Origin of the sequence: Micrococcus sp. 116, assembly GCF_902506395.1 — a bacterium.
Classification (GTDB): Bacteria; Actinomycetota; Actinomycetes; order Actinomycetales; family Micrococcaceae; genus Micrococcus; species Micrococcus luteus.
The window spans coordinates 1,300,413-1,322,958 of sequence record NZ_LR732370.1; the positions used below are offsets into that span (position 1 = coordinate 1,300,413).

The window sequence follows — 22,546 nt, forward strand, 5'->3', positions numbered from 1 at the left end:
CTCCTCCACGGGCCCGCCCACAGCCCCGCAGTCCTGCCCCGCGGTGAGGAGATCGCCCGGCGGGCCCGCACCGAACAGGGGCGCGAGGAGCTGCGCCGCGTCCGCTCGCTCGCCGCCGTGATCGCCGTCGCCTGCGTCGAGGTCGAGACGGGCCGCCGTGCCCTGCGGGACCTCTCCGCCTGGCTCTCGCCCGAGGTCCTGGACAAGTTGACCCGTCGCATGGAGCTGCTGGGCGCCGTCGCGCCGACCGGGCCCGGTCGACGGCCCTCCGCGGCCGTCCCGCCCCGGACGCCCAAGTCCGCACCCCGCCCGGTGGGTGCCCGCGTGTGCGAGGTCGCGCCCGGCCGGGTGGAGGCCAGCGCGACGGTGCTGTGGGAGGGCCGGGCCCGGGCCTTCGCGCTCCGACTCGAGCGGCGGCTCAGCCGGTGGAAGGTGACGTCGGTCGAGATCGGCTGAGCCGGATCGTCCCGTCGGACTGACGAGCGAGGGCCCGGAGACCTGGAGGTCTGCGGGCCCTCGTCCTGCGTCGTGGCAGGATGCCGGTCAGCCGCGGCGGCCGCGGCGCTCCGCCTGACGGCGGGAGCGGCGGTTCGTGCCCGCCGCGACCGTGGCGCCGGAGTCCGTGCCGCTGCGGGTGACCGCGCTCTGCCCGTCCTCGGACGGACCGGTGAAACGCAGCTGCGCCGGCTGCTGCGGGGCGTCGATGCCCTCCACGGAGATCTGCGGGGCCATCGTCACGGCGCGGGCGTCCTGGACGCCGGGCAGCGACGTCGACGCGGGGGCCGCACTGATCTGCGCCTGGAACAGCGTGCGCACGGCGTCCTCGCGGATGGCGGCGAGCATGTTCTGGAACATCGTGTAGCCCTCGCGCTGGTACTCCACGAGGGGCTCGCGCTGGGCCATCGCGCGCAGCCCGATGCCCTCCTTGAGGTAGTCCATCTCGTAGAGATGCTCCTGCCAGCGGCGCCCGATGGTGGCGAGCACCACGCGACGCTCCGCCTCCCGCAGCGCCTCGGACCCCACCTGCGCCTCCCGGTCCTCGTACGCCAGGAGCGCATCGGAGACGAGTTCGCGCTTGAGGACCTCGGCCTTGAGCCGGCCCCGGCCGCCGACCTCGTCGAGGACGTCCTCCTGCGAGATGCCCACGGGGTAGAGCTCTGCCAGGTCCCGCCACAGCTGGTCGAGGTCCCAGTCGGTGGCGTGGCCCTCCTCGGTGGCCGCGTCCACGATGTTCCCGACGGCGTCCTCCACGAAGCGGCGCACCCGGTCCTGCAGGTCCTCCCCCTCGAGGATGGAACGGCGGTCCGTGTAGATGGCCTCGCGCTGGCGGTTCATCACGTCGTCGTACTTGAGCACGTTCTTGCGCTGCTCGGCGTTGCGCCCCTCGACCTGCGCCTGCGCGTTCTGGATCGCCTTCGAGACGAAGCCGAACTCGAGCGCCATGTCGTCCGGGATCGACGGGCTGTTCATGATCCGCTGGGCCACGCCCGGGTTGAAGTTGCGCATGAGCTCGTCCGTGAGGGAGAGGTAGAACCGGGACTCGCCCGGGTCGCCCTGACGGCCGGAACGACCGCGCAGCTGGTTGTCGATGCGGCGCGAGTCGTGGCGCTCGGTGCCCACCACGTACAGGCCGCCGGCCTCGATGACCGCGCGGTGCGCGTCCTCCACGGCGGCCTCGGCCTGCGCCAGCACCTCGGGCCAGCGGGCCTCGTACGCCTCCGGGTCCTCGGCGGCGTCGAGGCCCAGCTCCTGCATGCGGGCCACCGCCGTGAACTCGGCGTTGCCGCCGAGCATGATGTCGGTGCCGCGGCCGGCCATGTTGGTGGCCACGGTGACGGCGCCCGGGCGGCCGGCCTGCGCCACGATGGCGGCCTCGCGGGCGTGGTTCTTCGCGTTCAGGACCTCGTGGCGGACGCCGCGCTTGGCCAGCAGCGTGGAGAGGTACTCGGACTTCTCCACCGAGGTGGTGCCCACCAGGACCGGTTGGCCCTTCGCGTGCCGCTCGGCGATGTCGTCGACGACGGCGTCGAACTTGACCTTCTCGTTCTTGTACACCACGTCGTTGCGGTCCACGCGCTGTCGCTCCCGGTTCGGCGGGATCACGACGACGCCGAGGCCGTAGGTCGACGTGAACTCGGCGGCCTCCGTCTCGGCGGTGCCCGTCATGCCGGCGAGCTTCTCGTAGCCGCGGAAGTAGTTCTGCAGGGTCACCGTGGCCAGCGTCTGGTTCTCGGGCTTGACCTCGACGCCCTCCTTGGCCTCGATGGCCTGGTGGAGCCCCTCGTTGTAGCGGCGTCCCTTGAGCACGCGGCCCGTGTGCTCGTCGACGATCTGCACCTCGCCGTCGAGGACCACGTAGTCCTTGTCCCGCTTGAACAGCTCCTTGGCCTTGACCGCGTTGTTCAGGAACTGGATGAGCGTGGTGTTCTGCGTCTCGTACAGGTTCGTGATGCCGAGGTGGTCCTCGACCTTCTCGATGCCGGGGCCGAGGATGCCGACGGTGCGCTTCTTGTGGTCCACCTCGTAGTCCGTGTCCGCCTCGAGGCGGCGCACCAGCCGGGCGAACTCGCCGTACCACCGGTTGGCCTCTCCCTGGGCGGGGCCGGAGATGATCAGCGGGGTGCGGGCCTCGTCGATGAGGATCGAGTCCACCTCGTCGACGATCGCGTAGTGGTGCTCACGCTGCACGAGCTCGTCGAGGGACCAGGCCATGTTGTCCCGGAGGAAGTCGAAGCCGAACTCGTTGTTCGTGCCGTAGGTGATGTCCGCGGCGTACTGCTCGCGGCGTACGGCCGGGGTCTGGCCCGCCACGATGACGCCCGTCTGCATGCCGAGGAAGCGGAACACGCGGCCCATGAGGTCGGCCTGGTAGGAGGCGAGGAAGTCGTTGACCGTCACCACGTGCACGCCCCTGCCGGACAGCGCGTTGAGGTAGGCCGGAGCGGTGGCCACGAGGGTCTTGCCCTCGCCGGTCTTCATCTCCGCGATGTTGCCCTGGTGCAGCGCGATGCCGCCGAGCAGCTGGACGTCGTAGTGCCGCTGGCCGAGCGTGCGTCCCGCGGCCTCGCGGACCGCGGCGAAGGCCTCCGGCAGGAGCAGGTCCAACGACTCGCCGTCCGCATGCCGGGCCCGGAGCGTGTCCGTCTCGGCACGCAGCTCCGCGTCGCTGAGCGCCCGGAAGTCGTCCTCGAGGAGGTTCACGGCGTCCACCGTGGCCTGCATGCGCTTGAGGACGCGGTTGTCCGAGATCTTCAGGACGCGGTCGATGATCGAAGGCACTGGTTCTCTGCTCCCTTGCGGTGTGGCCGGGGCGGGACGGGATGCCCCTCGCGCGCGGCCGTGGCGCGGTCTCCGGGACAGTGTACGGGCCGAGTCCGGACGGGCCGCGGCGCCCGTCCCGGAGGGGAGGGGCGTCGCGGCGTCAGCAGGTCGTGGTCGACGTCGGCGGGGCGGTCAGTCCTCCCGCGTCTGGTATGCCTGCTCCCCCTCGGAGGCGGAGACGTGATCCTGAGGGAGGGACTCGTCCAGGCGGATCACGCCGTAGCTCCAGCCTCGGCGGCGGTAGACGACGGAGGGCACGCCGGTCTCGGCGTTCTGGAAGAGGTAGAAGTCGTGGCCGACCAGCTCCATCGCGTCCACGGCGTCGTCCACGCTCATGGGGGTCGCGGGGAACGCCTTCTGCCGGATGCGCACCGGGGTGCCCGCCTCGGGGGCGTCCTGCGCGGAGGCGTCCTCCGCGGCCAGCGCGGCGCCCGACGGCGGCAGCGGTGGCACGAAGCCGACCTCGCCCGCGCCGCGGGAGGCGCCGAGCTTGCCGCGGCGACGGTCCTTGCGCCGGTCGCGCAGGCGCCGCAGGCGCTCGGTCAGTCGGGCGGCGGCTTTGTCGAAGGCTGCCAGCTCGTCGTCCGCGGCGGCCTCAGCCCGCACGACGTCCCGCGGGCCGCGGACCGTCAGTTCCACGCGGACCGCCTCGTCTGAGTGCTTGTGGTGGGATTCCTTCGTCACGCGGACCTCGAGCGTGTCGGCGCCCTCGGCGAGCCGCTGGAGGCGCTCGGTGCGCTCGACGACGTGGTCGCGGAAGCTCTCCGAGAGGCTGATGTTGCGGGCGATGTAGCTGACATCCATGGTCATGGCGTCCTCCTGGTCCGACTCTCACGGGTCCGGCCTCGGGAGGGGAGGTGCGCCTCGGTGTCGCGTCCGCAGGGGGGCGTCGGGTCCGAGGGGGCGACCTCCTTCCAGCCGTCGGCAGGACGGGAACCGTAGGGGCGATTCCGTGCCGTTCACCCTACCCGGGGGCCTGGCCGGGGGCCAGGTTCGGCGGGGTCCCGCGGCGGGGCCACCGCCGCGAGCACGACGGCCCCGACGGGGTGCCCGCCGGCGCGGCGCACCGCCTCCGCGAGCGCGGCGAGGGTGGCGCCGGTGGTGAGGACGTCGTCCACGAGCAGGACGGGCGCGCCGGCCGGCAGCCGTGCGGCGAGGACGCGCCAGTCCCGGGCCCGCCGGCGGCGCTGGCCCGCCCCGGTGCCCGCATGGGACGGGCCGCCGCCCCGGAGTGTGCTCGCGCGGGGCAGCAGCCGAGCGCGGACGGCGTCGGAGACCAGCCACGGCGCCGGCAGCGCCCGGGTGAGCTCGGCGAGCGGGTCGTAGCCGCGCCGTCGGAATCCGACCGCGCCGCCCGGGACCGGAACGAGCAGGGCGTGCGGTGCCCCGGGCAGGTCCGGCTCGAGGCGCGCCGCGGCGACGGTCCGGCAGAGGGCCTCGCCCAGCACGCCGCGCAGGTGCAGCGCGTGATGGTCCTTGAACGCGAGCACGGCGGCCGCCAGCGGGTCTGCGTAGCGGCCGGCCGCCATCACCGGCAGGGGAGCGCCGCCGGGGCCCACGGGCAGGGCCGGGGCGTCCTGTTCCGCCCGGAAGGGCCGGGACAGGGCGGCGGTCAGTCCCTCCGCGCAGGCCGGGCAGAGCCGGTGGCCCGGCGCCGCGCACACCGCGCACTCGGCGGGCAGGACCAGGTCGGCCAGGGCCCGACCGAGGGCGCCGAACGCCGGGGACGGGGAGGACGGCGGGGAATGCATGGCGATGAGTCCACCGCACGCCACCGCCGTCCGGGCGCCGGGGCGGGCCACTGTGCGGGACGGGGCGGCTGTGCAGGAATGGACGATGGGCGCCCGGCGCCGGCCCGGCTCAGTCCGGGAACGAGAGGTCGCGTACCCCGCGGTCGAGCTCCTGCGCCCGCCACGAGGAGCCCACCAGCAGGAACACGAACTCCTCCGTCTCCGCGTAATAGGCGCCGTCGTCGCCGGCGGAGATCCCCCGCAGGCCGCCCAGTGGGTTGAGCTCCCGGACGGTGCCATCGACCGAGACGATCCGCGGCACCACGCGCTCGTCGGGCTTCGCGGCGTACGCCGAGACGAGCAGGTTCGTGTCGCCGGCCCACTCCACCGAGTCCTCCGACCCGGAGGAGGGCAGCAGGATCGGCTCGGTCAGGGCGTTCGGCACCCCGTCCGAACCGCGCACGACGCCGGACACGCGCAGGGTGGTCCGCTGGCCGTCGTCGACGAGCATCGCGGCCCGGGCCCCGCTCCGGGCCAACCGCAGGTCGACGATCCGCTCGCCGGGGCGCAGCCAGGTGGCCGTCACGATGCGCTCCTGCCCGCCGGGCTGGGCCGAGACGGCGCGGATCCGCGAGGTCGTGCCCCGGTCGGCCGCCCACACCCAGCCCAGGAGGTCCAGCGACGGGACGGTAAGCCCGGTGCCGCGCAGCACCTCCCGCAGGGAGCCGTCCGTGCCGGCGACGTGGACCGCCGTCCGGTCACGGGTGACGAACGCGAAGCGGCTGCGGTCGCCGGACATGGTCGGGCGGACCGGATCGAGCGCGGTGACGTCCGGGGCGCCGCCCACCGGCGTGACGCTGGTCCCCTGCACGTACACGAGTCCGCCCGTCGCCGTGTCGATGCCCACCTGGACTGAGCCGACGGCGGGGTCGGTCTGGACCGGGGCGGGGCCGTCGTCTCCCGACGTGGACAGCTGGGCGCCGGCGACGGTCACCTCGACCTCCTTGACCGATTGGAGGCCCGTCAGGGTCAGCTCCAGCTGCTCCCGCATGCGGTGCCGCCGGTCGGCGTCGGCCCCCTCGGCGGCCGCCTGGGTGAGGTCGACGTGGGCCACGCCGTCGTCGTCGACGGGCACCGTGGGTGCGGCCAGGTCGGTGCCGGTGCGCAGCGGGAAGGCCGTGTCCACCGCCCCGGCCAGATACGGTGCCGGCCCGCGCAGCAGCGCTCGCGTCACCGCGGTCACGGTGGTGCCCCGATTGACGAACCACCGCACGTCCGGCACGACGTAGCGCTTCGCGGTGTCGTAGAAGGCGAGCTCGTGCGGGGCGAACAGCTGTTCGAACTGCGCCTGGGAGAGCAGCGTGCCGTTCTCCGTGGACGTGATCCGCATGCCCTGCGGCCGTTCCTGCACCGTGACCGCCCAGGCCTGCGTGGTCCCCGGCGGCGCGATGGTCCGCAGGCCGTACTCGTCGATCTCCGAGTCGACCTCGACCTGGATCTGGTAGTCCCCGGCGCCGTCGCCCCGGGTGATGCGCGGCTCCGCCGAGTACACGAGGGTGCGCTGCCCGGGCGTCCACTGGGTGGCCGCGGGCCCGTCGAGGAACTGGCGCGCCACCGCGTAGTCGTCCTGCGGGCTCGTGCCCGCGAGCAGGAAGCCCCGGATGGCCTCCTCCGCCGTGTCCGACTCGGCCGGTCCCGGCGGATGGAACTGCGGCGCGTCGGCGTCTGCGGTGGCCCCGTCGACCGGGTCGGCGCTGCGCACCTCGGAGCTCTGGGGGATCTGGGTGCAGCCGCTGAGGGCGAGCATCAGGGCGACGATCACGCCGACGACGGCGACCCGCGGCGGGCGGGGCGGCTGCGGATCCACGGTGGTCATCGGGCCTCCTCGGCCGGGTCGTCGCCGGTCGGGTCCCCGGGGGCCGACCCGTGGGCGGGATCCTCCGCAGGGACCACGCGCACCGGCCGGGTCGGTGCGGTCAGGGCCTGCTCGGCCTGGCGCGCGGACGGCGGGGCGGCCGCGGCCGCCGCGGCGACGTCCGCGACCGTGCCGACGGCGTCGGCGTCCGCCTCCTGCGGGACGGGCCGGGACAGGTCATCGGCGTACCGGCGGTCCGCCGTGCTGTAGCGGGGCGGAATGGGCAGCACGGAGCGGCCGATCGGCTCGGGGGCCTCGGCGCCCTGCGTGGCCGGGCGCGGCGCCCGCGGCAGGGTCACCATGAAGGTGGACCCCTCCCCCAGCTCGCCCCACGCCTCGAGCCGACCGCCGTGCAGCCGGGTGTCCTCGGTGGCGATCGCCAGACCCAGTCCGGACCCGCCGGTGGTGCGCTTGCGTGAGGGGTCGGCGCGCCAGAACCGGTCGAACACGCGCTGCACCTGCTCGGGGCTCATGCCGATGCCGTGGTCCACGACGGCGAACGTGACGGCCCCCTCGTCGGCCGCCACGAGCACGTCCACCGGCCGGCCCTCGGCGTGCTCGATCGCGTTGTTCACCAGGTTGCGCAGGATCCGTTCGATCCGCCGCGGGTCGACCCAGGCGACGTGGCCGTCGGCGCGGTCCCGGTCCATGGGCACCATGTACACGGGCACGCCGATCTGATCGGCCAGCGGCTGAGAGGTGAGCACGACGTCGCGGGCCAGCTCGAGCATGTCCGTGGCCTCGAGGGCCGGGGTGGCGGCGCCGGCGTCGAACCGGGTGATCTCCAGCAGGTCCGCGAGCATGGCCTGGAAGCGGTCCACCTGGTGGTAGAGCAGCTCGGTCGAGCGTCGGCTGACCGGGTCGAAGTCCTCGCGTGAGCCGTGCAGCACGTCGGCCGCCATCCGCACGGTCGTCAGCGGCGTGCGCAGCTCATGGGAGACGTCCGAGACGAACCGCTGCTGCATCTGGGACAGCTGGGCGAGCTGGCCGATCTGGTCCTGGATGCTGTCCGCCATCCGGTTGAAGGACATGCCCAGGCGGGCCATCTCGTCCTCACCGTCGACCGGCATCCGCACGGCCAGGTTGCCGCTCGAGAGGGACTCGGCCGCCCGGGCCGCCTGCTGCACGGGCAGGGTCACACGCCGCGAGACCCACCACGAGACCAGCACGTTGATCACCAGGAAGCCGACGCCGAACACCAGCAGCACCCTGAGCACCGAGTCGAGCGAGCTCTGGACGTCCGCGAGGTCGTAGACGAGGTAGAGCCCGTAGTTGGCACCCGGGGGCAGCACCATCTGGGCGCCGAACACGAGGCCGGGCCGGGTGCCACCGCCGGGGTTCGGCAGCGCCACGCTCGCGTCGTACACGCCCGGCCCGGAGGCGACCGCGTCCTGCAGCTCCTGGGGGATCACTGCGGGATCGAGCCCGGCGGAGGAGATCGTCCCCACGTACGCGGACTCGGAGTCCGGCAGCGGGGCGAGGTGGTAGCGGCGGCGGATCGTCGTGCCGGAGTCGCCTTCGAGGGCGCGCAGGGTCTGGGTCACCAGCACGTCCGTGCTCTGCGCGTCCGTGGCGGTGGTCTGCGCGAACGTCTCGCGCACCTGGCTCAGGCCACGGCGTGCCTCGGACTGGACCTGCTCGTAGCGGGCCTCGAAGAGGGCCTGGGTGATCTGCTGCGTGAGGAACGCGGCGACCACGAGGCCCGCGAGGATCGAGAGCAGGGCCGCGAGCACCGCCGTGCGCAGCCGCAGGGACCGACGCCACCGGCGGCGCAGCGCACGCCACGCGGGGCCGGGGCCCCACGACCGTGGGCGGGCGGCGGCGGGCTCGACCGGCTCGGCACCGGACTCGGCCGCCGGGGCCGCGCTCACATCCGGGCCGGACACGGTCATGCGCTCAGCCCTGGCCGGCCTTGTACCCGACGCCGCGGACGGTCAGCACGACGCACGGGTTCTCGGGATCCGGCTCGACCTTGGAGCGCAGGCGCTGGACGTGGACGTTCACGAGCCGGGTGTCGGCCTGGTGCCGGTAGCCCCAGACCTCCTCCAGGAGCATCTCGCGAGTGAAGACGTGGCGCGGCCGCCGGGCGAGGGCCACGAGGAGATCGAACTCCAGCGGGGTGAGGGCGATGCCGACGCCGCCGCGGGTGACCTGGTGGCCCGCCACATCGATCTCGAGGTCCCCGATGTGCAGGACCTCCGCCGGCTTGGCCTCCCCCTCACGCAGGCGCGCCCGGACGCGAGCCACGAGCTCGGCGGGCTTGAACGGCTTGGGCACGTAGTCGTCCGCACCCGACTCGAGGCCGCGCACCACATCCGCCGTGTCCGACTTGGCCGTGAGCATCACGATCGGCACGTCCGACTCGGCTCGGATGAGCTTGCAGACCTCGATGCCGTCGATGCCGGGGAGCATGAGGTCCAGCAGCACCAGATCAGGGCGCTCGCGGTGGAACGCGGGCAGTGCGGAGGTGCCGTCCGCCGCGAACGTCGGCTCGAAGCCGTCGTTGCGCAGGACGATGCCGATCATCTCGGCCAGCGCCTCGTCGTCGTCCACCACCAGGATCTTGGCCTTGCCCATCCTGACCTCCTCGTCAGCGCTCCCCCCGGCGCCGCGGGCGGGACCGGCCCCGGGCACAGGACATTTTCAGGATCAGCCCGATGATACCCGCCGGGCGGGCCCGTCCCCGGCGGACGACGCCGGAGGTCGCCCCGGTCCGTCGGGGCGCCGGCTCAGCCGCGCAGCTCGGCGAGCCGTGCGGTCAGCTCCTCCGCGTCCCGCCGCAGAGTGTGGAGCACGACCGGGTCGTGCAGCCCCGCCGCCGTGAGGCCGACGTCGCCCACGCGTCCGGGGTCCACCCCCAGCCGTTCCCACGTGCGGACGACCTCGACCGGGCGCACGCCCGGTTCGGGGGCCAGGGTCAGCCCGCGCCCGATGTCGGCCCAGCCGGCCGCCGCCTCCCACGCCTCGCGGGTGCCGGGCGTGCCGTCCGCGCCGTCGTCGAGGGCGCCCACGCCCACCACGAGGGAGACCGGGGCCGGGGCGGGCGCGTCCGCGGCTGCGTCGGGCCTGGGCAGGGACTCTCCCGTCAGCGTTGACAGCGCGGCGGGCCCGGGCAGCTCGGCCCCCGGGGAGGCGGCGCGGCGGCCCGGTGCGAGCCACACCCGGGCGACGTCGGGCAGGGCGGTGAACCCGTCGAGGGCGGCGCGCCACAGCCCGCGGGCCTCCTCGCGCGGCAGCGACCGGACGGTGCGGTACCCGCTCGCGGTGGGCAGGGTCCCGGCGAGGACGGCCGCCGCCCACGGCTCGTCGACGACGACGCCGAGGCGTCCCGCGCCGGTGGCCCTCCGGAGGCGGGGCAGGGCGTCCTGCAGCCCCTCGAGATAGGACTCGGCGACGTCGCGGCGCGCGCCGTGGTCGCCGAGGACGCGCTCTCCCCCGGGCAGCCAGAGGCCGGCGAGCAGGCTGAGCGGGCCGCGCACCCGCACGGCCAGACGTTCGACGACGGCGCCCTCGGCCCCCGCGGTGTCCGCCCAGCGGTGCGCGTCCTCGTGCCAGAGGGAGACGGCGCGGCGTCGGTCGCGGCCGGAGCCGGCGGCCCCGGGCGGGCTGACCCGCCAGCCGTGCGGCTGCAGGTCGACGGCCAGCTCCTGCAGGAGGGCGGCCGAGCGGCCGGTGGCGTCGGCGCCGGGTCCGCGATCGGGCAGCTCGGGGAGCACCGGCCAGTGGTCCGCGCCGAGCTCGCCGAGCGTGACGCGCTGCGCCTCGGCGACGTCGGTGCCGCGCCACGGCGTGCCGCCGAGGGCGACGGGGCCGGTGGCGCCGTCGTCGTGGGCGGCCTCAGTCATCCGCGTCCCCGGGGCTCTCCCCCGGCTCCGCCTCGGCGTCCGGCCGGCCCTCGGCCGCCAGCGCGCGGTGGTGGCGGATGACCTCGGCGATGATGAAGTTCAGGAACTTCTCGGCGAACGCGGGCTCGAGGTCCGCCTCGAGCGCGAGTCGGTGCAGCCGCGCGATCTGGGCGGCCTCACGCCCGGGGTCCGAGGGCGGCAGGTCGTGCCGGGCCTTGAGCGCGCCGACCCGCTGCGTGAACTTGAACCGCTCGGCCAGCAGGTAGACGAGCGAGGCGTCGATGTTGTCGATGCTGCCGCGGATCGCGAAGAGCTCGTCGAGGACCGCCGGGTCCGCGGTGCCGGGCAGCGAGCTGGCGTGGGGGTCGTAGTCCGGGCTCATGGCCGAAGCCTACGCATCCGCGGGGGCGGACAGCCGGGCATTGCGGGCGGTGTCGATGGTGGCCTGGCCGAGCACGCGGGTGCCCCGGTACAGGACGGCCGTCTGACCGGGAGCCACGCCGCGCAGGGGGCGCCCCGGCTCGATCTCCCACCCCGGATGCCCCGCCGCGTCCGCGCGCTGGCGGGCGCGGGCCTCGACGATCTCGCCGTGGGCCCGGAACTGCAGCGCACAGTCGAACCAGGCGCCCGTGCGGGCTTCGGGCACCGGGGCGCCGGCCCAGGACGGGCGGATGCCGGTGATGCGGTCGACGTCGAGCAGCTCGCGCCCGCCGACGACCACGGTGTTCTCCTTCGGCCGCACCTCGAGCACGAACCGGGGCTTGCCGTCGGGCGCGGGACGGCCGATGGCCAGGCCCTTGCGCTGGCCGACCGTGAACGCCTGGGCGCCCGCGTGGGTGCCGAGCTCCTGCCCCTCCGGGTCGACGATGGGGCCGGGGGCCAGGTCGATGCGCTCGGCGAGCCAGCCGCGGGTGTCGCCGTCGGGGATGAAGCAGATGTCGTGGGAGTCCGGCTTCGCCGCCACGGACAGACCGCGCTCGGCCGCCTCGGCGCGCACGAGCTCCTTGGACGGCGTGTCCGCGAGCGGGAAGAGGCAGTGGGCGAGCTGATCCGCGGTCAGCACGCCGAGCACGTAGGACTGGTCCTTCGCGTCGTCCGCGGCGCGGTGCAGCTCCAGCGAGCCGTCCGGACCGGGCCGCACGGCGGCGTAGTGGCCGGTGCAGACAGCGTCGAAGCCCAGCTCGAGGGCGCGCTCGAGCAGCGCCGCGAACTTGATGCGCTCGTTGCAGCGCATGCACGGGTTGGGCGTGCGGCCGGCCTCGTACTCGGCCACGAAGTCGTCCACGACGTCCTCCGCGAACCGCTCGGAGAAGTCCCACGTGTAGAAGGGGATGCCGAGCCGCTCGCACGCGCGCCACGCGTCCGAGGCGTCCTCGATGGTGCAGCAGCCACGCGAGCCGGTGCGCAGGGTGCCGGGCATGCGGGACAGGGCCAGGTGGACGCCGACGACGTCGTGCCCGGCGTCCACGGCACGCGCCGCGGCGACGGCGGAGTCGACTCCCCCGGACATGGCGGCCAGGACCTTCACGGGCGGACTCCTCTCTCGACGACGGACGGGCGCTCCAGTCTAGACGCCCGGCCCCAGCAGCGTCCGCAGCGCGTCGATGAGCGCGGCCGTCTCGGCCAGCGTCGTCGTCCGGCCGAGGGTGAACCGCTGGGTGGCCCGCGCGTCGGCCTCCGTCCGCCCCGGCAGGGCGGCGACCACGTGCGACGGTTCCGCCACCCCGGCGGTGCACGCCGACCCGGACGAGGTGTCCAGTCCGGCCATGTCGAAGGAGAACAGCAGCGCGTCCGCCGTCCGGCCCGGCACGGTGATGTGGACGTTGCCGGGCAGTCGGCGCGTCCCCGGCGACAGCACCTGCCCCGTCGCCGGGTCGAGGTCTCGCGGCCCGGTCAGGCGCACCCCGTCCAGGGCGTCGACGGCGGCGATCACCTCGTCCCGCAGCCCGCCCAGGCGGGCGGCCTCGGCGGGCTGCTCCCCGACGGCCTCCGCCACGGCGGCCGCCAGCGCTGCGGCCAGGGCCACCGACACCGTGCCCGAGCGCAGGCGACGTTCCTGGCCGCCGCCGTGCACCACGGCCTCCAGCGTGACGTCCCGGCGCACGAGCAGGGCGCCGACACCCACGGGGGCGCCGACCTTGTGCCCCGAGACGGCCAGGGTCGCGGCCCCGGACGCGGCGAAGTCCACGGGCACCGCCCCGAGGGCCTGGACGGCGTCGGTGTGCAACGGGACCCCGTGGTCGGCAGCGAGCCGGGCGGCCTCGGCCACGGGCTGGACCGTGCCGATCTCGTTGTTGGCCCACATCAGCGTGGCCAGGGCGGTCCGCTCGGGCGCGGTCGCCAGCGCGGCCTCCCATGCGACGAGGTCGACCCGCCCGTCGTCGTCGACCGGGACGAGCACCGGCTCGGCACCCTCGTGTGCGGCGAGCCAGTCCACCACGTCGAGGACCGCGTGGTGCTCGATGCCGGTCAGCACGATCCGGGTGCGCTCCGGCGCGGCCGCGCGGCGGGCCCGGTACAGCCCCTGGACGGCGAGGTTGTCCGCCTCGGTGCCCCCGGACGTGAGGATCACCTCGGTGGGGTGCGCCCCGAGCGCCGCGGCGATGCGCTCCCGCGCTTCCTCGAGGCGCAGCTTGGCCCGGCGGCCCGAGGCGTGGAGGGAGGCCGGGTTGCCCGGGAGCGCGGCCGCCTCGGCCAGGGCCGCGAGCGCGGTGGGGCGCACCGTCGTGGTGGCGGCGTGGTCCAGGTGCACGCGGTCCGGGGTGGTCACCCGGCCAGTCTAGGAGCCGCGCCGGATGTGCACCGGCTCAGTCTCGGGCGAGGAACCGCTCGACGTCACGGGTCGGGCCCAAAAGGAGGATCGTGTCCTCGGGCTCGAGGACGTAGTGACTCGGCGGGTAGAGCCACGTGTCGCGGCTGCGGACGGCGACCACGCGTATGCCCCGCTCCCCCGCGAGTCCGGTGGCTCGCAGGTCCCTGCCCAGCAGGCGCGACGGCGGCGTGGCCCGGACCATGGCCAGGCCCGGCTCGACCTCGACGAAGTCCTGGAAGGACGTGCTGACCAGGTGCGCCACGCGGCGGCCCATGTCCCGCTCCGGGTGGACCACGTGCTCCACGCCGAGCTGACGCAGGATCTCGCCGTGGCGGTCGTCATTGGCCTTGGCCCAGAGCTGGTGCGTCCCGAACCGCCGCATCAGCGAGACGGTGAGGATCGAGTCCGCGAGGTCGCCGCCGATGGCGACGACGACGTGGTCCATCTCGTGGACCGAGAGCTGGCGCATCGCCTCCTCGTCCGTGCTGTCCGCGCGGACGACGTGGGTCAGCCGGCCGTTGAGCGCCTGGACGGCCTCGGCATCGGCGTCGACCCCCAGCACGTGGCAGTCGGACTCCATGAGCTCGCGGGCGACCCCGGAGCCGAACCGGCCGAGCCCGAGGACGGCCACGGTGGGGCGGTCGCCCCGGCGGGGGGCGAACAGGGAACGGGTGAGATCAGCCAATGAGGGGCCTCTCCTTCGGGTACTCGAAGTGGCGGGTGCGGTCGGTCAGGGCCAGGCTGCCGGCGACGGTGGCGGGGCCGATGCGGCCGACGAACATGAGGAGCATGAGGATGCCCTGCGCGGCCGGCGGCAGCTGGGCGGTGATGCCGGTGGACAGGCCCACCGTGCTGAACGCGGACACGCACTCGAACAGGATCTGGTCGGTCGTGAACGAGGACAGGCCCATGAGCGCCATCGTGGCGACGGCGATCGCGGTCGCGGAGAGCATGATCACGGTGATCGCCTCGCGGTGCGCGGTCCGGGAGAGCCGGCGGCCGAACGCATGGACGGCGCCCTCCCCCCGGATCTCCGCGAGCACGATGAACAGCAGGACGCTCGCCGTCGTGATCTTCACGCCCGAGGCGGTGCCGGCGGGGCCGCCGCCGATGAACATGAGCACGTCGGTGGCGAAGAGCGTCACGGGGTGCATCTGCCCGTAGTCCAGGGTGTTGAAGCCGGCGGTACGGGTCGTGACGGACTGGAAGAACGCCGCGAGCACGCGCGAGGCCGGGTCCAGACCGCCCAGGGTCCGCGGGTTGGACCACTCGAGGACGAGGTACATGAGCGTGCCGCCCACCAGCAGCACCGCGGTGCCCACGAGCACGAGCCGGACCGTGAGGTTCCACCGCTCGGGTCGGCGCAGGTCTCGCCGCAGGGTCAGCACGACCGGCAGGCCCAGGCCGCCCAAGATGATCGCCGCCGCGATCGGCAGGCAGATGAACGGGTCCGAGACGAAGCCCATGAGGTTGTCGCTGAACAGCGCGAACCCGGCGTTGTTGAATGCGGAGACCGCGTGGAAGACCCCCTGCCACAGTGCCTGGCCCGGGGACATCCCCGCGCCCAGCCAGAAGCGCAGGCTCAGCAGCAGCGCCACCGAGGCCTCGACGGCCGTGGAGTACAGGATCAGGGCCCGCAGCACCCGGGGCAGGTCCCCGATCCCCTCGGCCCGGGTGGAGGCCGCGGCGTCGAGGCGCTGGGTGAGGCCGAGCCGCCGGAGGATCACCAGCCCCAGCAGCGACGTGAACGTCATGACGCCCAGGCCACCGAGCTTGATGAGGGCGAGGATCACGACCTGGCCCAGGGGTGTCCAGAACGTCTGGGTGTCCACGACGCCGAGGCCCGTCACCGTGGTGGCGCTGGTCGCCGTGAACGCAGCCTCCAACGGGGTGGGCGCGCGGCCCTGATACGAGGCGGGCAGCAGCAGTGCGCCGGTGCCCGTCACGATGGCGACGAGGAAGGACCCGACCACGAGCTGGGTCGGACGGATGCGGGGCCGGCGCGGGCCGACCCGCGGCGACGAGGTGGATGCCACGGGAGGGAAACATAGTCCTCCGGGGGCGCACTGTCACTGTGCGGCGCCGGTGGTTGAATGGCCGGGTGCCGACCCCCTCCGTCCCCCTCGTCCACCCGGTGCACCGGTTCGCCCACCACGAGATCGACTTCCGCCGCCGGATCGTCACGATGGCCGTGGTCAACCGCACCCCGGACTCCTTCTATGACGACGGTGCCGGCGCCGTCCTGGAGGACGCCCTCGCCCAGGCCCACGCCGCGGCGGACGCCGGAGCCGAGTGGGTCGACGTCGGCGGCGTGCCGTTCGCGCCCGGGGCGGAGCTCGACCCGGCCGAGGAGGCGGCGCGGGTGGCCCCCCTGATCGCGGCCCTGCGGAGCGGGGACGGGGCTGGGTCGTCCGAGGTGTCACGCCGGCTGATCCTCTCGGCGGACACGTTCCAGCCGGCCGTGGCCGAGGCGGCCCTGGCCGCGGGGGCGGACGTCGTCAACGACACCACGGGACTGTTCCACGCGGACCTGGGCCGGGTGGTGGCCGCCGCGGGCGCGCACCTCGTGGTCACCCACTCCCTCGCCCACGTGCGCGGACCCCGGGCCGTGGTCCCCCGGCCGACCTACGGCGACGTCGTCACGGAGGTCCGCGACCACCTGCGGCGCACCGTCGACCGGGCCGTGGCGCTCGGCGTCCCCGAGGAGAGGATCATCGTGGACCCCGGCCACGATCTGAACAAGAACACCCGGCACACCCTCGAGATCACGCGGCGGCTGGACGAGATCGCCGCCCTGGGGCTGCCCGTGCTGGCCGCGGTCTCGAACAAGGACTTCATCGGCGAGAGCCTGGACCGGCACCGGCACGAGCGGCTGCCCGGCTCGCTGGCCGCGGCCGCGGCCTGCGTGTACGGCGGCGCCCGGATCCTGCGCATGCACGACGCCGACGCCTCCGTCTCGGCGGCCCGCATGCTCGAGTGCGTGTTCGGGTGGCGCGAGCCGGCGCGCCTGGTCCACAACATGGGTGCGGAGAACCCGCCGCCGGACCGCAGCACCCTGGCCGAACACCGCGCCCACCGCGGGGGGCGGGCATGAGACGGCTGACCGAGACCGGCCCCGAGCTGGACGACGACGCCCTCCGCGCCGCCCTCGCCGCGCCCCCGGCCGAGGACACCGGCCCCGGACCCTGGGTCCGCGTCGTGTTCATCGCCTCCGCCGACGGCGCGGCCACCCTGGACGGCCGTGCCGGCGGGCTCGGCTCCCCCGCGGACCAGCGGCTGCTGTCCCTGTCCCGGCACGACGCCGACGTCGTCCTCGTGGGGGCCGGGACCATCCGCGCCGAAGGCTACGAGGGACCGCTCCTCTCCGAGGAGGACCGGCGTCGACGCGCGGCGGCCGACCGGCCTGCCGACCCGCCCGTGGCCGTGGTCAGCGGCAGCCTGGACCTGGACCCGGCGTCCGCGTTCTTCACGGCCGCCCCGGTCCGCCCCTGGATCCTCACGTCCCGGGCCGGCCTCGCGGCCGAGCCGGAGCGGGCGACGGCGCTGGCCGCGCACGCGGACGTGCTGGCGGTCGGCGAGGAGCACGTGGACCCCCAGACCGTGGTGGCGACCCTGCACGCGCGCGGCGCCCGCGTCGTCCACTGCGAGGGCGGACCGCGCCTGTTCGGCAGCCTCGCGGCGGCCGGCCTCGTGGACGAGGTGCACCTCACCGTGGCGCCGCTGCTGGCCGGACCCGCCGCCGGCCGCGTCCTGACCGGCGAGGACGGCCCCGGCCTCCCCGCCCGGCTGCAGCTGGTCCAGGTGCTCCACGACGACGGCATGCTGTTCCTGCGCCTGCACCACGAGCGGCACGCCTCCCCCGGCCCGGACGCCACGTCGTGAGCGCGGCCGAGGAGCACCGCACCGCCTACGAGGTCCTCGGCGTGCCCCGCGACGCGACCGCCGAGGAGGTCCGGCGGGCCTACCGCCGCGCGGCCCGGGCCGCGCACCCCGACGTCGGTGGCGACCCCGCCGCCTTCCGGGCCGTGACGCGGGCGTGGGACCTGCTCGGCGACGCCGAGGCCCGGCGTCGGTACGACCTCTCGCTGCCCGGCCCGGACGTCGGTCCCCGCAGCCCCCGCGCGACGGCCGGATCAGGGCCGGCGAGACCGTCGGGACGGTCCGGACCCGGCGGACGTGCCGCCCGCCCCGTGCGCTACGAGCCCCCGCCCGGCGAGGCGGAGACGGACCCGACCGTGCTGGACCTGCCGCGATCGAGCCAACGCGTCCACGGGGCGCCGCGGCCGCGCGGCATCCTGCCGGACGAGCACCGGGTGCTGCGGCAGGCCCGCACCCTCGACGTGCTGCTGCGCCACGTGGCGGACGCGCTCCCGGCCGCCCGGGTCCTGACCGGGCTGCGGCTGGGCGGGCGCTGGGGACGGCACCTCGACGTGGACCACGCGGTGCTGTGCGGCCACCGCCTGGCGCTGATCGGCTCCGTCATGGTCCCGGAAGGGACCTACACCTGGGACGGGGCGGACCTGCGCTCCCGGGGCCGCCCCGTGGCCCCGCCGCTGCTCGGCCCCGCGATGATGGCGTGGCAGCAGGCCCTGCCCCAAGTCACCGTCGGCGGATTCGTGCACGTGATGACGGACCGCGACGCGCGGCACGCACCCGTGATCCGCCACACGCGCGGCGCCGACGCGCCGGAGGCGCAGGCCGACCTGCTCACCGCCCCGCCCGCACCCGGGATCGCGTTCGCGCGCGAGGTCGCGCTCTTCCTGGGCACCGGCACGGACCCGGACCTCGTGGACCGGCGCGCGCTCGGCGCGCTGGTCGACCGGCTCCACTGAGGCACGCCCCCGCCCGGCGGCGCCCCACTAGGCTGGGCGCGTGCCCGACACCCCACCCCGACCGAACCCGCACGAGGGCGCCGACCGCGCCCCGGCGCCCGGCACCCCCGGCTTCCGGATCCTGCTGCTCACCCCGGAGATCCCCGGCAACACCGGCAACGCGATCCGGCTCGCCGCCCTCACGGGGGCCGAGCTGCACCTCGTGGAGCCGCTGGGCTTCGGGTTCGAGGACGCCCACCTGCGCCGCGCCGGCCTGGACTACCACGACCTCGCGGTGGTGACGGTGCACCCGGACCTCGACGCTGCGCTCGCGGCCCTCGCCCCCGCCCGTGTGCTGGCCTTCACCGCGCGCGGGTCCGTGCGGCACGACCGGGTCGCCTACCGGCCCGGCGACGTGCTGCTCTTCGGCCGCGAGTCCACCGGCCTGCCCGAGGAGGTGCTGACCGATCCGCGGGTCACCGAGACCGTCTGCCTGCCCATGCAGCCGGCCCGTCGGTCCCTGAACCTGGCGAACGCCGTCTCCATCGCCGTGTACGAGGCCTGGCGCCAGCACGACTTCGCCGGGTCCGCTGCCCGCCCCGATTCCCTAGACTGAGGCCACCATGCAGACTCCTGACGCGTCCGAGCCCCACGCCGACCGCCCCGATGACGCCGGCCAGCCCGCCCTGGACACCCTCCTTCGCCGCAGCGCCGAGGGTGACCGGGCCGCGTTCTCCGCGTTCTACGACGCCACGGTCCCGTGGGTGCACGGCCTGGCCGAAGCGATGTTCGGCCCCGGCGACGACGCCGCCGCGGCCACGGTCCGCACCTACCTGACGGCATGGGAGGAGGCCTCCGAGGCCGGGCTCGACCTGAGCGAGCGTGACGACGCGACCCACCGCGAGCGCCAGGTGTTCACGTGGCTCGAGGTCCTCGCCCACCGTGTGATGACCTCGCTGCGCCGCGCCGGCGGCTCCGCGGCGGAACGTGGGCGTCGTCCCGGCCCGGCCGGGCCCGCGCCGTTGCCCGAGGACCTCGTCGACCGCGTGGCCCCGGACGCCTACGAGGCCGTGCGACTGGCGTGGCTGGGCGGCTGCACCGACCGGGAGGTCGCCGATCGGCTGGGTCTGCCGGCCGACCAGGCCCGCACCCTCCTGCGTGACGGCGTGCGGCAGGTCGTGGCGGCCCGCCGCGACCTCACGCAGGACGCCGCCCGGCCGTCCGCGCCGGCCCCGGCGACCGGCCCGGCACTCGGCGCGGACGTGCGCGAGGACGTGGACGCCGGCCGCGCACTCGAGCTGGCCGACCTCTCGGCCGTGCACGCCCTCGACACGGCCGGGCACACCGCGGCCTTCTCCGCCGTGCAGCGGCGGGGCGGCGAGCTGGCCCGGTGGCGCTCCCGGGTGGACGGTGCGCGCCAGGCGGTGGCCTGGGCGTTCCGGTCCGTGACGGCCGAGCCGCCGTCGGCCCTGCTCGACGAGGTCCTGCGTCGCCTGCCCGCCCAGGACGTGGGCATGGACCTGATCGGCGACGAGTCCGCCCCCGCCGGCCCGCCGCGGGACCGCCTGCGCTGGCTCAAGGTGACCGCCCTCCTGCTGCTCGCGGCCCTCGTGCTCGGCGTCGGCGGGTGGACGGTGTGGAGTCAGTTCACGCGGCCGGGCATCGTGCACCGCATCGACCAGTCGAAGGACCTGTTCACGACCTCGGAGTACCCGGCCCAGGACGGCGGCACGGTCCAGGCGTTCCTGTCCCGGGAGCAGAACAGCGGCTACCTGACGATCAGCGGGATGCCCCAGCTGCCGGAGGGTCAGTCCTACCAGCTGTGGCTCTACCCCTCGGACGGCACGGCCCCGGCCTCGCTCGGCACGTTCGACGCCAACGGCTTCGGCGAGCCCGTCACCTTCCGGGGGCTGGACCGCTTCGCGGCGATGGGCATCTCCGTGGAGCCCAGCTCGGGCTCGGAGGTGCCGACGTCGGAGCCCGTCGTCGGCGTGGACCTCGACCCCACCGCGCAGACCGGCCCGCGCTACGGCGGTCGGCCGAGCACCAACTGAGATCCCCCGCAGGGGGGCGGTTCAGAACCCGGCGATGGTGCTCGGACCGTTGACCGTGACCAGGTGGAACGCCTCGGCGTGACCCGGCGCGGCGGCCGGGCCGGCGGCGCGCCGGTGATGTTCGGCCATCTGGGCGAGCACGTGCCGCCGCATCGCGTCGACGTCCGGGTGCTGGGAGAGGTGGGCGTCGAGGGCGCGCAGCTTCTGCTCCGCCAGGCCCGTGACGTCCACGACCGTGTTCCGGCGCGCGGCGGGGGCGGCGTACAGCAGCAGGTTCCGGACCTTGAACGCCTCGAGCCCCTCCGCCGCGAGCTCCGGGTACGCGTACGGGTTCTCGGCCGCCGGGTACGCGGCGCGCACCACGGCCTCGCCGCAGGCGAGGTGGTCCGGGTGGGCGGCCTGCATCCGCTCCCAGTCCCGCTCCGGGTGGGTGCTGAGCACCACGTCCGGGCGGACGCGGCGCATCAGCGCCACGAGCTTGCGGCGCACGCCGTGGTCCGGCTCGAGGTGTCCGTCGCGCTCGCCGAGGAAGTGGACCTCGGCGGCACCGACGACGGCGGCGGCCGCGCGCTGTTCGGCGTGCCGGCGGGCGGTCATCGCCTCCGGGCCCTCCGAGTCGAAGCCGCCGGCGTCCCCGTCCGTCACGATGCACAGCTCGATGTGCAGCCCGGCCGCGCGGAAGCCGGCCAGGGTGGCGGCGGCCCCGAAGTCGAGGTCGTCCGGGTGGGCGCCGACGGCCAGGACCCGGCGCCAGCCGTGGTGGGCCGCGAGCGCGGCGGGGGTGGTGAGCGTGGTGGTCACGAGCGGGTGTCCTCCGTGAACGTCACCTCGGTCGTCTGCTCCGCGCCGTCGCGGAGGTAGGTGACGTCCACCGAGTCTCCCACGCGGTGCTCGCGGACGACGGCGGTGAGGGACTCGGAGTCGATCACCGCGCGGTCGCCGACGGCGGTGATCACGTCGCCCTCCTTCAGCCCGGCCGCGTCGGCCGCCGACTCTCCCACGACCTGCTGGACGCGGGCGCCGTCGCTGAACACGGTCCGGGCGTTCTCGCTGCCGCCCTGCACCTCGGCGGGCTCCGGGGTGACGCTCACGCCGAGCATGGCATGCGTGGCCTTGCCGTGGTCGATCAGGTCCTGTGCGACCCGCTGGGCGTAGTCCACGGGGATGGCGAAGCCGACCCCGATGTTGCCCGCCTCGCTCGGGTCCTGGCCGGCCGAGGCGATCGCGACGTTCACGCCCACCAGGCGACCCTCGGCGTCGACGAGCGCGCCTCCGGAGTTGCCGGGGTTGATGGCCGCGTCGGTCTGCAGCACGTTGATGTACACCTCGCCCCGGGTGCCCTGCGGGGTGCCCGGCAGCTGGAAACGGTACTGATCGGTGCCGGAGGACGAGCCGGAGCTCTCGCCCTGCGGCTCGGGCGCCTCGGAGGACGCCACCGCGATGGTCCGGTCCAGGGTGGAGATGATCCCGTCGGTCACGGTGTTCGGCAGGCCCAGGGGGGCGCCGATGGCGACGGCCTCGTCCCCGACCTTCAAATCCCCGGACCGGCCGATCTGGATGGGGGTGAGGTCCGGGGCGTCGATCTTGATGACGGCCAGGTCGGACAGCGGGTCGGTGCCCACGACGGTGGCAGCGTAGACCTCCCCGTCCGAGGTGCGCACCGTCAGCTCGGCGTCGTTGGCCTGGCCGCCGAGGGTGACCACGTGGGTGTTCGTGAGGATGTGCCCCTCCGTGTCCAGGATCGACCCGGAACCGGAACCGGAGGCGGAGCTCGACGTCGCGGAGATGGTCACCACGGAGGGCAGCGCGGTCCTCGCGGCGTTCCCGACGGCGGTGTCCGCCACGGGCTGTCCCCCGGCCTCGGCCGAGGTGTCCGTCGCCTGCGAGGAGGAGGAGCTCGCGGCCTCGGACGCGGCCTCGCCGCCGTCCTCCGCGACCGCGCAACCGGAGAGCCCCACCATGAGCACGGCTGCGGCGAGCAGGCCCGCCCCGGCACGGGCGCGGGACTGGGGCCGGGGACGCGCGACGGTGCGGGCCGTCGGCACGGGGGGCTGGGTG

At 75.0% G+C, this 22,546-nt stretch carries 20 protein-coding genes; 6 read left to right on the top strand and 14 right to left on the bottom strand.

Annotated elements, in window-relative coordinates; translation table 11 throughout:
• Nucleotides 1-456 (top strand): Rv3235 family protein (locus tag CITRIK5_RS06015; protein ID WP_159833277.1); only part of this gene is annotated, 456 nt, incomplete at its 5' end.
• An 87-nt stretch (nt 457-543) separates the two neighbouring features.
• On the opposite strand, the gene secA is transcribed toward CITRIK5_RS06015, so the two are convergent.
• The 12 genes from secA to CITRIK5_RS06075 all read right to left on the bottom strand — a co-directional run bounded on the left by secA (nt 544) and on the right by CITRIK5_RS06075 (nt 15,659).
• The gene (gene secA / locus CITRIK5_RS06020; protein WP_061873065.1) at nt 544-3,279 is read right to left on the bottom strand and encodes a preprotein translocase subunit SecA; all 2,736 of its coding nucleotides are present in this window, start codon (nt 3,277-3,279) and stop codon (nt 544-546) included.
• Nucleotides 3,280-3,453: 174 nt separating this feature from the next.
• Complete coding sequence (gene hpf / locus CITRIK5_RS06025; RefSeq protein ID WP_036316002.1) at nt 3,454-4,131, bottom strand: ribosome hibernation-promoting factor, HPF/YfiA family; 678 nt, start codon at nt 4,129-4,131, stop codon at nt 3,454-3,456.
• 149 nt (nt 4,132-4,280) lie between these two features.
• A complete protein-coding gene (locus CITRIK5_RS12370) occupies nt 4,281-5,072 on the bottom strand; it encodes a ComF family protein (protein WP_049147327.1) in 792 nt (263 codons plus the stop codon).
• A 109-nt stretch (nt 5,073-5,181) separates the two neighbouring features.
• On the bottom strand, nt 5,182-6,927 hold the full coding sequence (locus CITRIK5_RS06035; RefSeq protein WP_159833279.1) for an LpqB family beta-propeller domain-containing protein: 1,746 nt from the start codon (nt 6,925-6,927) through the stop codon (nt 5,182-5,184).
• Nucleotides 6,924-8,858 carry an MtrAB system histidine kinase MtrB gene (mtrB, locus tag CITRIK5_RS06040; protein WP_159833281.1) on the bottom strand — a complete coding sequence of 645 codons (1,935 nt, stop codon included), beginning with the start codon at nt 8,856-8,858 and terminating at the stop codon, nt 6,924-6,926. Before mtrB ends, CITRIK5_RS06035 begins: the two co-directional genes overlap by 4 nt.
• 4 nt (nt 8,859-8,862) lie before the next feature.
• Nucleotides 8,863-9,543, bottom strand: coding sequence for an MtrAB system response regulator MtrA (gene mtrA, locus CITRIK5_RS06045; RefSeq protein WP_069942056.1), 681 nt, complete (start codon nt 9,541-9,543; stop codon nt 8,863-8,865).
• 152 nt (nt 9,544-9,695) lie between these two features.
• Nucleotides 9,696-10,811: a hypothetical protein gene (locus CITRIK5_RS06050; RefSeq protein ID WP_159833283.1), complete on the bottom strand. Its 1,116-nt coding sequence runs from the start codon at nt 10,809-10,811 to the stop codon at nt 9,696-9,698.
• Nucleotides 10,804-11,193 carry a chorismate mutase gene (locus CITRIK5_RS06055; protein ID WP_060974202.1) on the bottom strand — a complete coding sequence of 130 codons (390 nt, stop codon included), beginning with the start codon at nt 11,191-11,193 and terminating at the stop codon, nt 10,804-10,806. Before CITRIK5_RS06055 ends, CITRIK5_RS06050 begins: the two co-directional genes overlap by 8 nt.
• A gap of 9 nt (nt 11,194-11,202) precedes the next feature.
• On the bottom strand, nt 11,203-12,339 hold the full coding sequence (mnmA, locus tag CITRIK5_RS06060; protein WP_069942006.1) for a tRNA 2-thiouridine(34) synthase MnmA: 1,137 nt from the start codon (nt 12,337-12,339) through the stop codon (nt 11,203-11,205).
• Between the two features lie 39 nt (nt 12,340-12,378).
• Nucleotides 12,379-13,581, bottom strand: coding sequence for a cysteine desulfurase family protein (locus CITRIK5_RS06065; protein ID WP_159833285.1), 1,203 nt, complete (start codon nt 13,579-13,581; stop codon nt 12,379-12,381).
• 37 nt (nt 13,582-13,618) lie between these two features.
• Complete coding sequence (locus CITRIK5_RS06070) at nt 13,619-14,308, bottom strand: TrkA family potassium uptake protein (RefSeq protein WP_044659771.1); 690 nt, start codon at nt 14,306-14,308, stop codon at nt 13,619-13,621.
• A complete protein-coding gene (locus CITRIK5_RS06075) occupies nt 14,301-15,659 on the bottom strand; it encodes a TrkH family potassium uptake protein (RefSeq protein WP_159833287.1) in 1,359 nt (452 codons plus the stop codon). The genes CITRIK5_RS06070 and CITRIK5_RS06075 overlap by 8 nt, the downstream gene beginning before the upstream one ends.
• A 65-nt stretch (nt 15,660-15,724) precedes the next feature.
• Here CITRIK5_RS06075 and folP point away from each other — a divergent pair, with 65 nt between their 5' ends.
• The 5 genes from folP to CITRIK5_RS06100 are packed head-to-tail and all read left to right on the top strand — an operon-like array spanning nt 15,725 to nt 20,488.
• Nucleotides 15,725-16,717, top strand: a complete 993-nt coding sequence (folP, locus tag CITRIK5_RS06080) for a dihydropteroate synthase (protein ID WP_145950539.1) — start codon at nt 15,725-15,727, stop codon at nt 16,715-16,717.
• On the top strand, nt 16,714-17,505 hold the full coding sequence (locus CITRIK5_RS06085) for a dihydrofolate reductase family protein (protein WP_159833289.1): 792 nt from the start codon (nt 16,714-16,716) through the stop codon (nt 17,503-17,505). Before folP ends, CITRIK5_RS06085 begins: the two co-directional genes overlap by 4 nt.
• The gene (locus tag CITRIK5_RS06090) at nt 17,502-18,455 is read left to right on the top strand and encodes a J domain-containing protein (protein WP_049147346.1); all 954 of its coding nucleotides are present in this window, start codon (nt 17,502-17,504) and stop codon (nt 18,453-18,455) included. Before CITRIK5_RS06085 ends, CITRIK5_RS06090 begins: the two co-directional genes overlap by 4 nt.
• A gap of 40 nt (nt 18,456-18,495) precedes the next feature.
• Nucleotides 18,496-19,050: a tRNA (cytidine(34)-2'-O)-methyltransferase gene (locus tag CITRIK5_RS06095; RefSeq protein ID WP_159833291.1), complete on the top strand. Its 555-nt coding sequence runs from the start codon at nt 18,496-18,498 to the stop codon at nt 19,048-19,050.
• 7 nt (nt 19,051-19,057) lie between these two features.
• A complete protein-coding gene (locus tag CITRIK5_RS06100) occupies nt 19,058-20,488 on the top strand; it encodes an anti-sigma factor domain-containing protein (protein WP_044659765.1) in 1,431 nt (476 codons plus the stop codon).
• A gap of 21 nt (nt 20,489-20,509) precedes the next feature.
• Here the strand turns inward: CITRIK5_RS06100 and CITRIK5_RS06105 are convergent, their stop codons facing one another.
• Together CITRIK5_RS06105 and CITRIK5_RS06110 are read right to left on the bottom strand one after the other, a co-directional pair.
• Nucleotides 20,510-21,289 carry a PIG-L deacetylase family protein gene (locus CITRIK5_RS06105; RefSeq protein ID WP_036314367.1) on the bottom strand — a complete coding sequence of 260 codons (780 nt, stop codon included), beginning with the start codon at nt 21,287-21,289 and terminating at the stop codon, nt 20,510-20,512.
• A partial coding sequence (locus tag CITRIK5_RS06110) for a S1C family serine protease (protein WP_159833293.1) occupies nt 21,286-22,546 on the bottom strand: 1,261 nt, incomplete at its 5' end. The genes CITRIK5_RS06110 and CITRIK5_RS06105, both read right to left, overlap by 4 nt.

Coding starts and splice junctions, on each gene's coding strand:
- CITRIK5_RS06035 (WP_159833279.1), bottom strand. CDS start 6,927: ATGACCACCGTGGATCCGCAGCCGCCCCGCCCGCCGCGGGTCGCCGTC.
- CITRIK5_RS06100 (WP_044659765.1), top strand. CDS start 19,058: ATGCAGACTCCTGACGCGTCCGAGCCCCACGCCGACCGCCCCGATGAC.
- CITRIK5_RS06050 (WP_159833283.1), bottom strand. CDS start 10,811: ATGACTGAGGCCGCCCACGACGACGGCGCCACCGGCCCCGTCGCCCTC.
- CITRIK5_RS06055 (WP_060974202.1), bottom strand. CDS start 11,193: ATGAGCCCGGACTACGACCCCCACGCCAGCTCGCTGCCCGGCACCGCG.
- CITRIK5_RS12370 (WP_049147327.1), bottom strand. CDS start 5,072: ATGCATTCCCCGCCGTCCTCCCCGTCCCCGGCGTTCGGCGCCCTCGGT.
- hpf (WP_036316002.1), bottom strand. CDS start 4,131: ATGACCATGGATGTCAGCTACATCGCCCGCAACATCAGCCTCTCGGAG.
- mtrB (WP_159833281.1), bottom strand. CDS start 8,858: ATGACCGTGTCCGGCCCGGATGTGAGCGCGGCCCCGGCGGCCGAGTCC.
- mtrA (WP_069942056.1), bottom strand. CDS start 9,543: ATGGGCAAGGCCAAGATCCTGGTGGTGGACGACGACGAGGCGCTGGCC.
- CITRIK5_RS06085 (WP_159833289.1), top strand. CDS start 16,714: ATGAGACGGCTGACCGAGACCGGCCCCGAGCTGGACGACGACGCCCTC.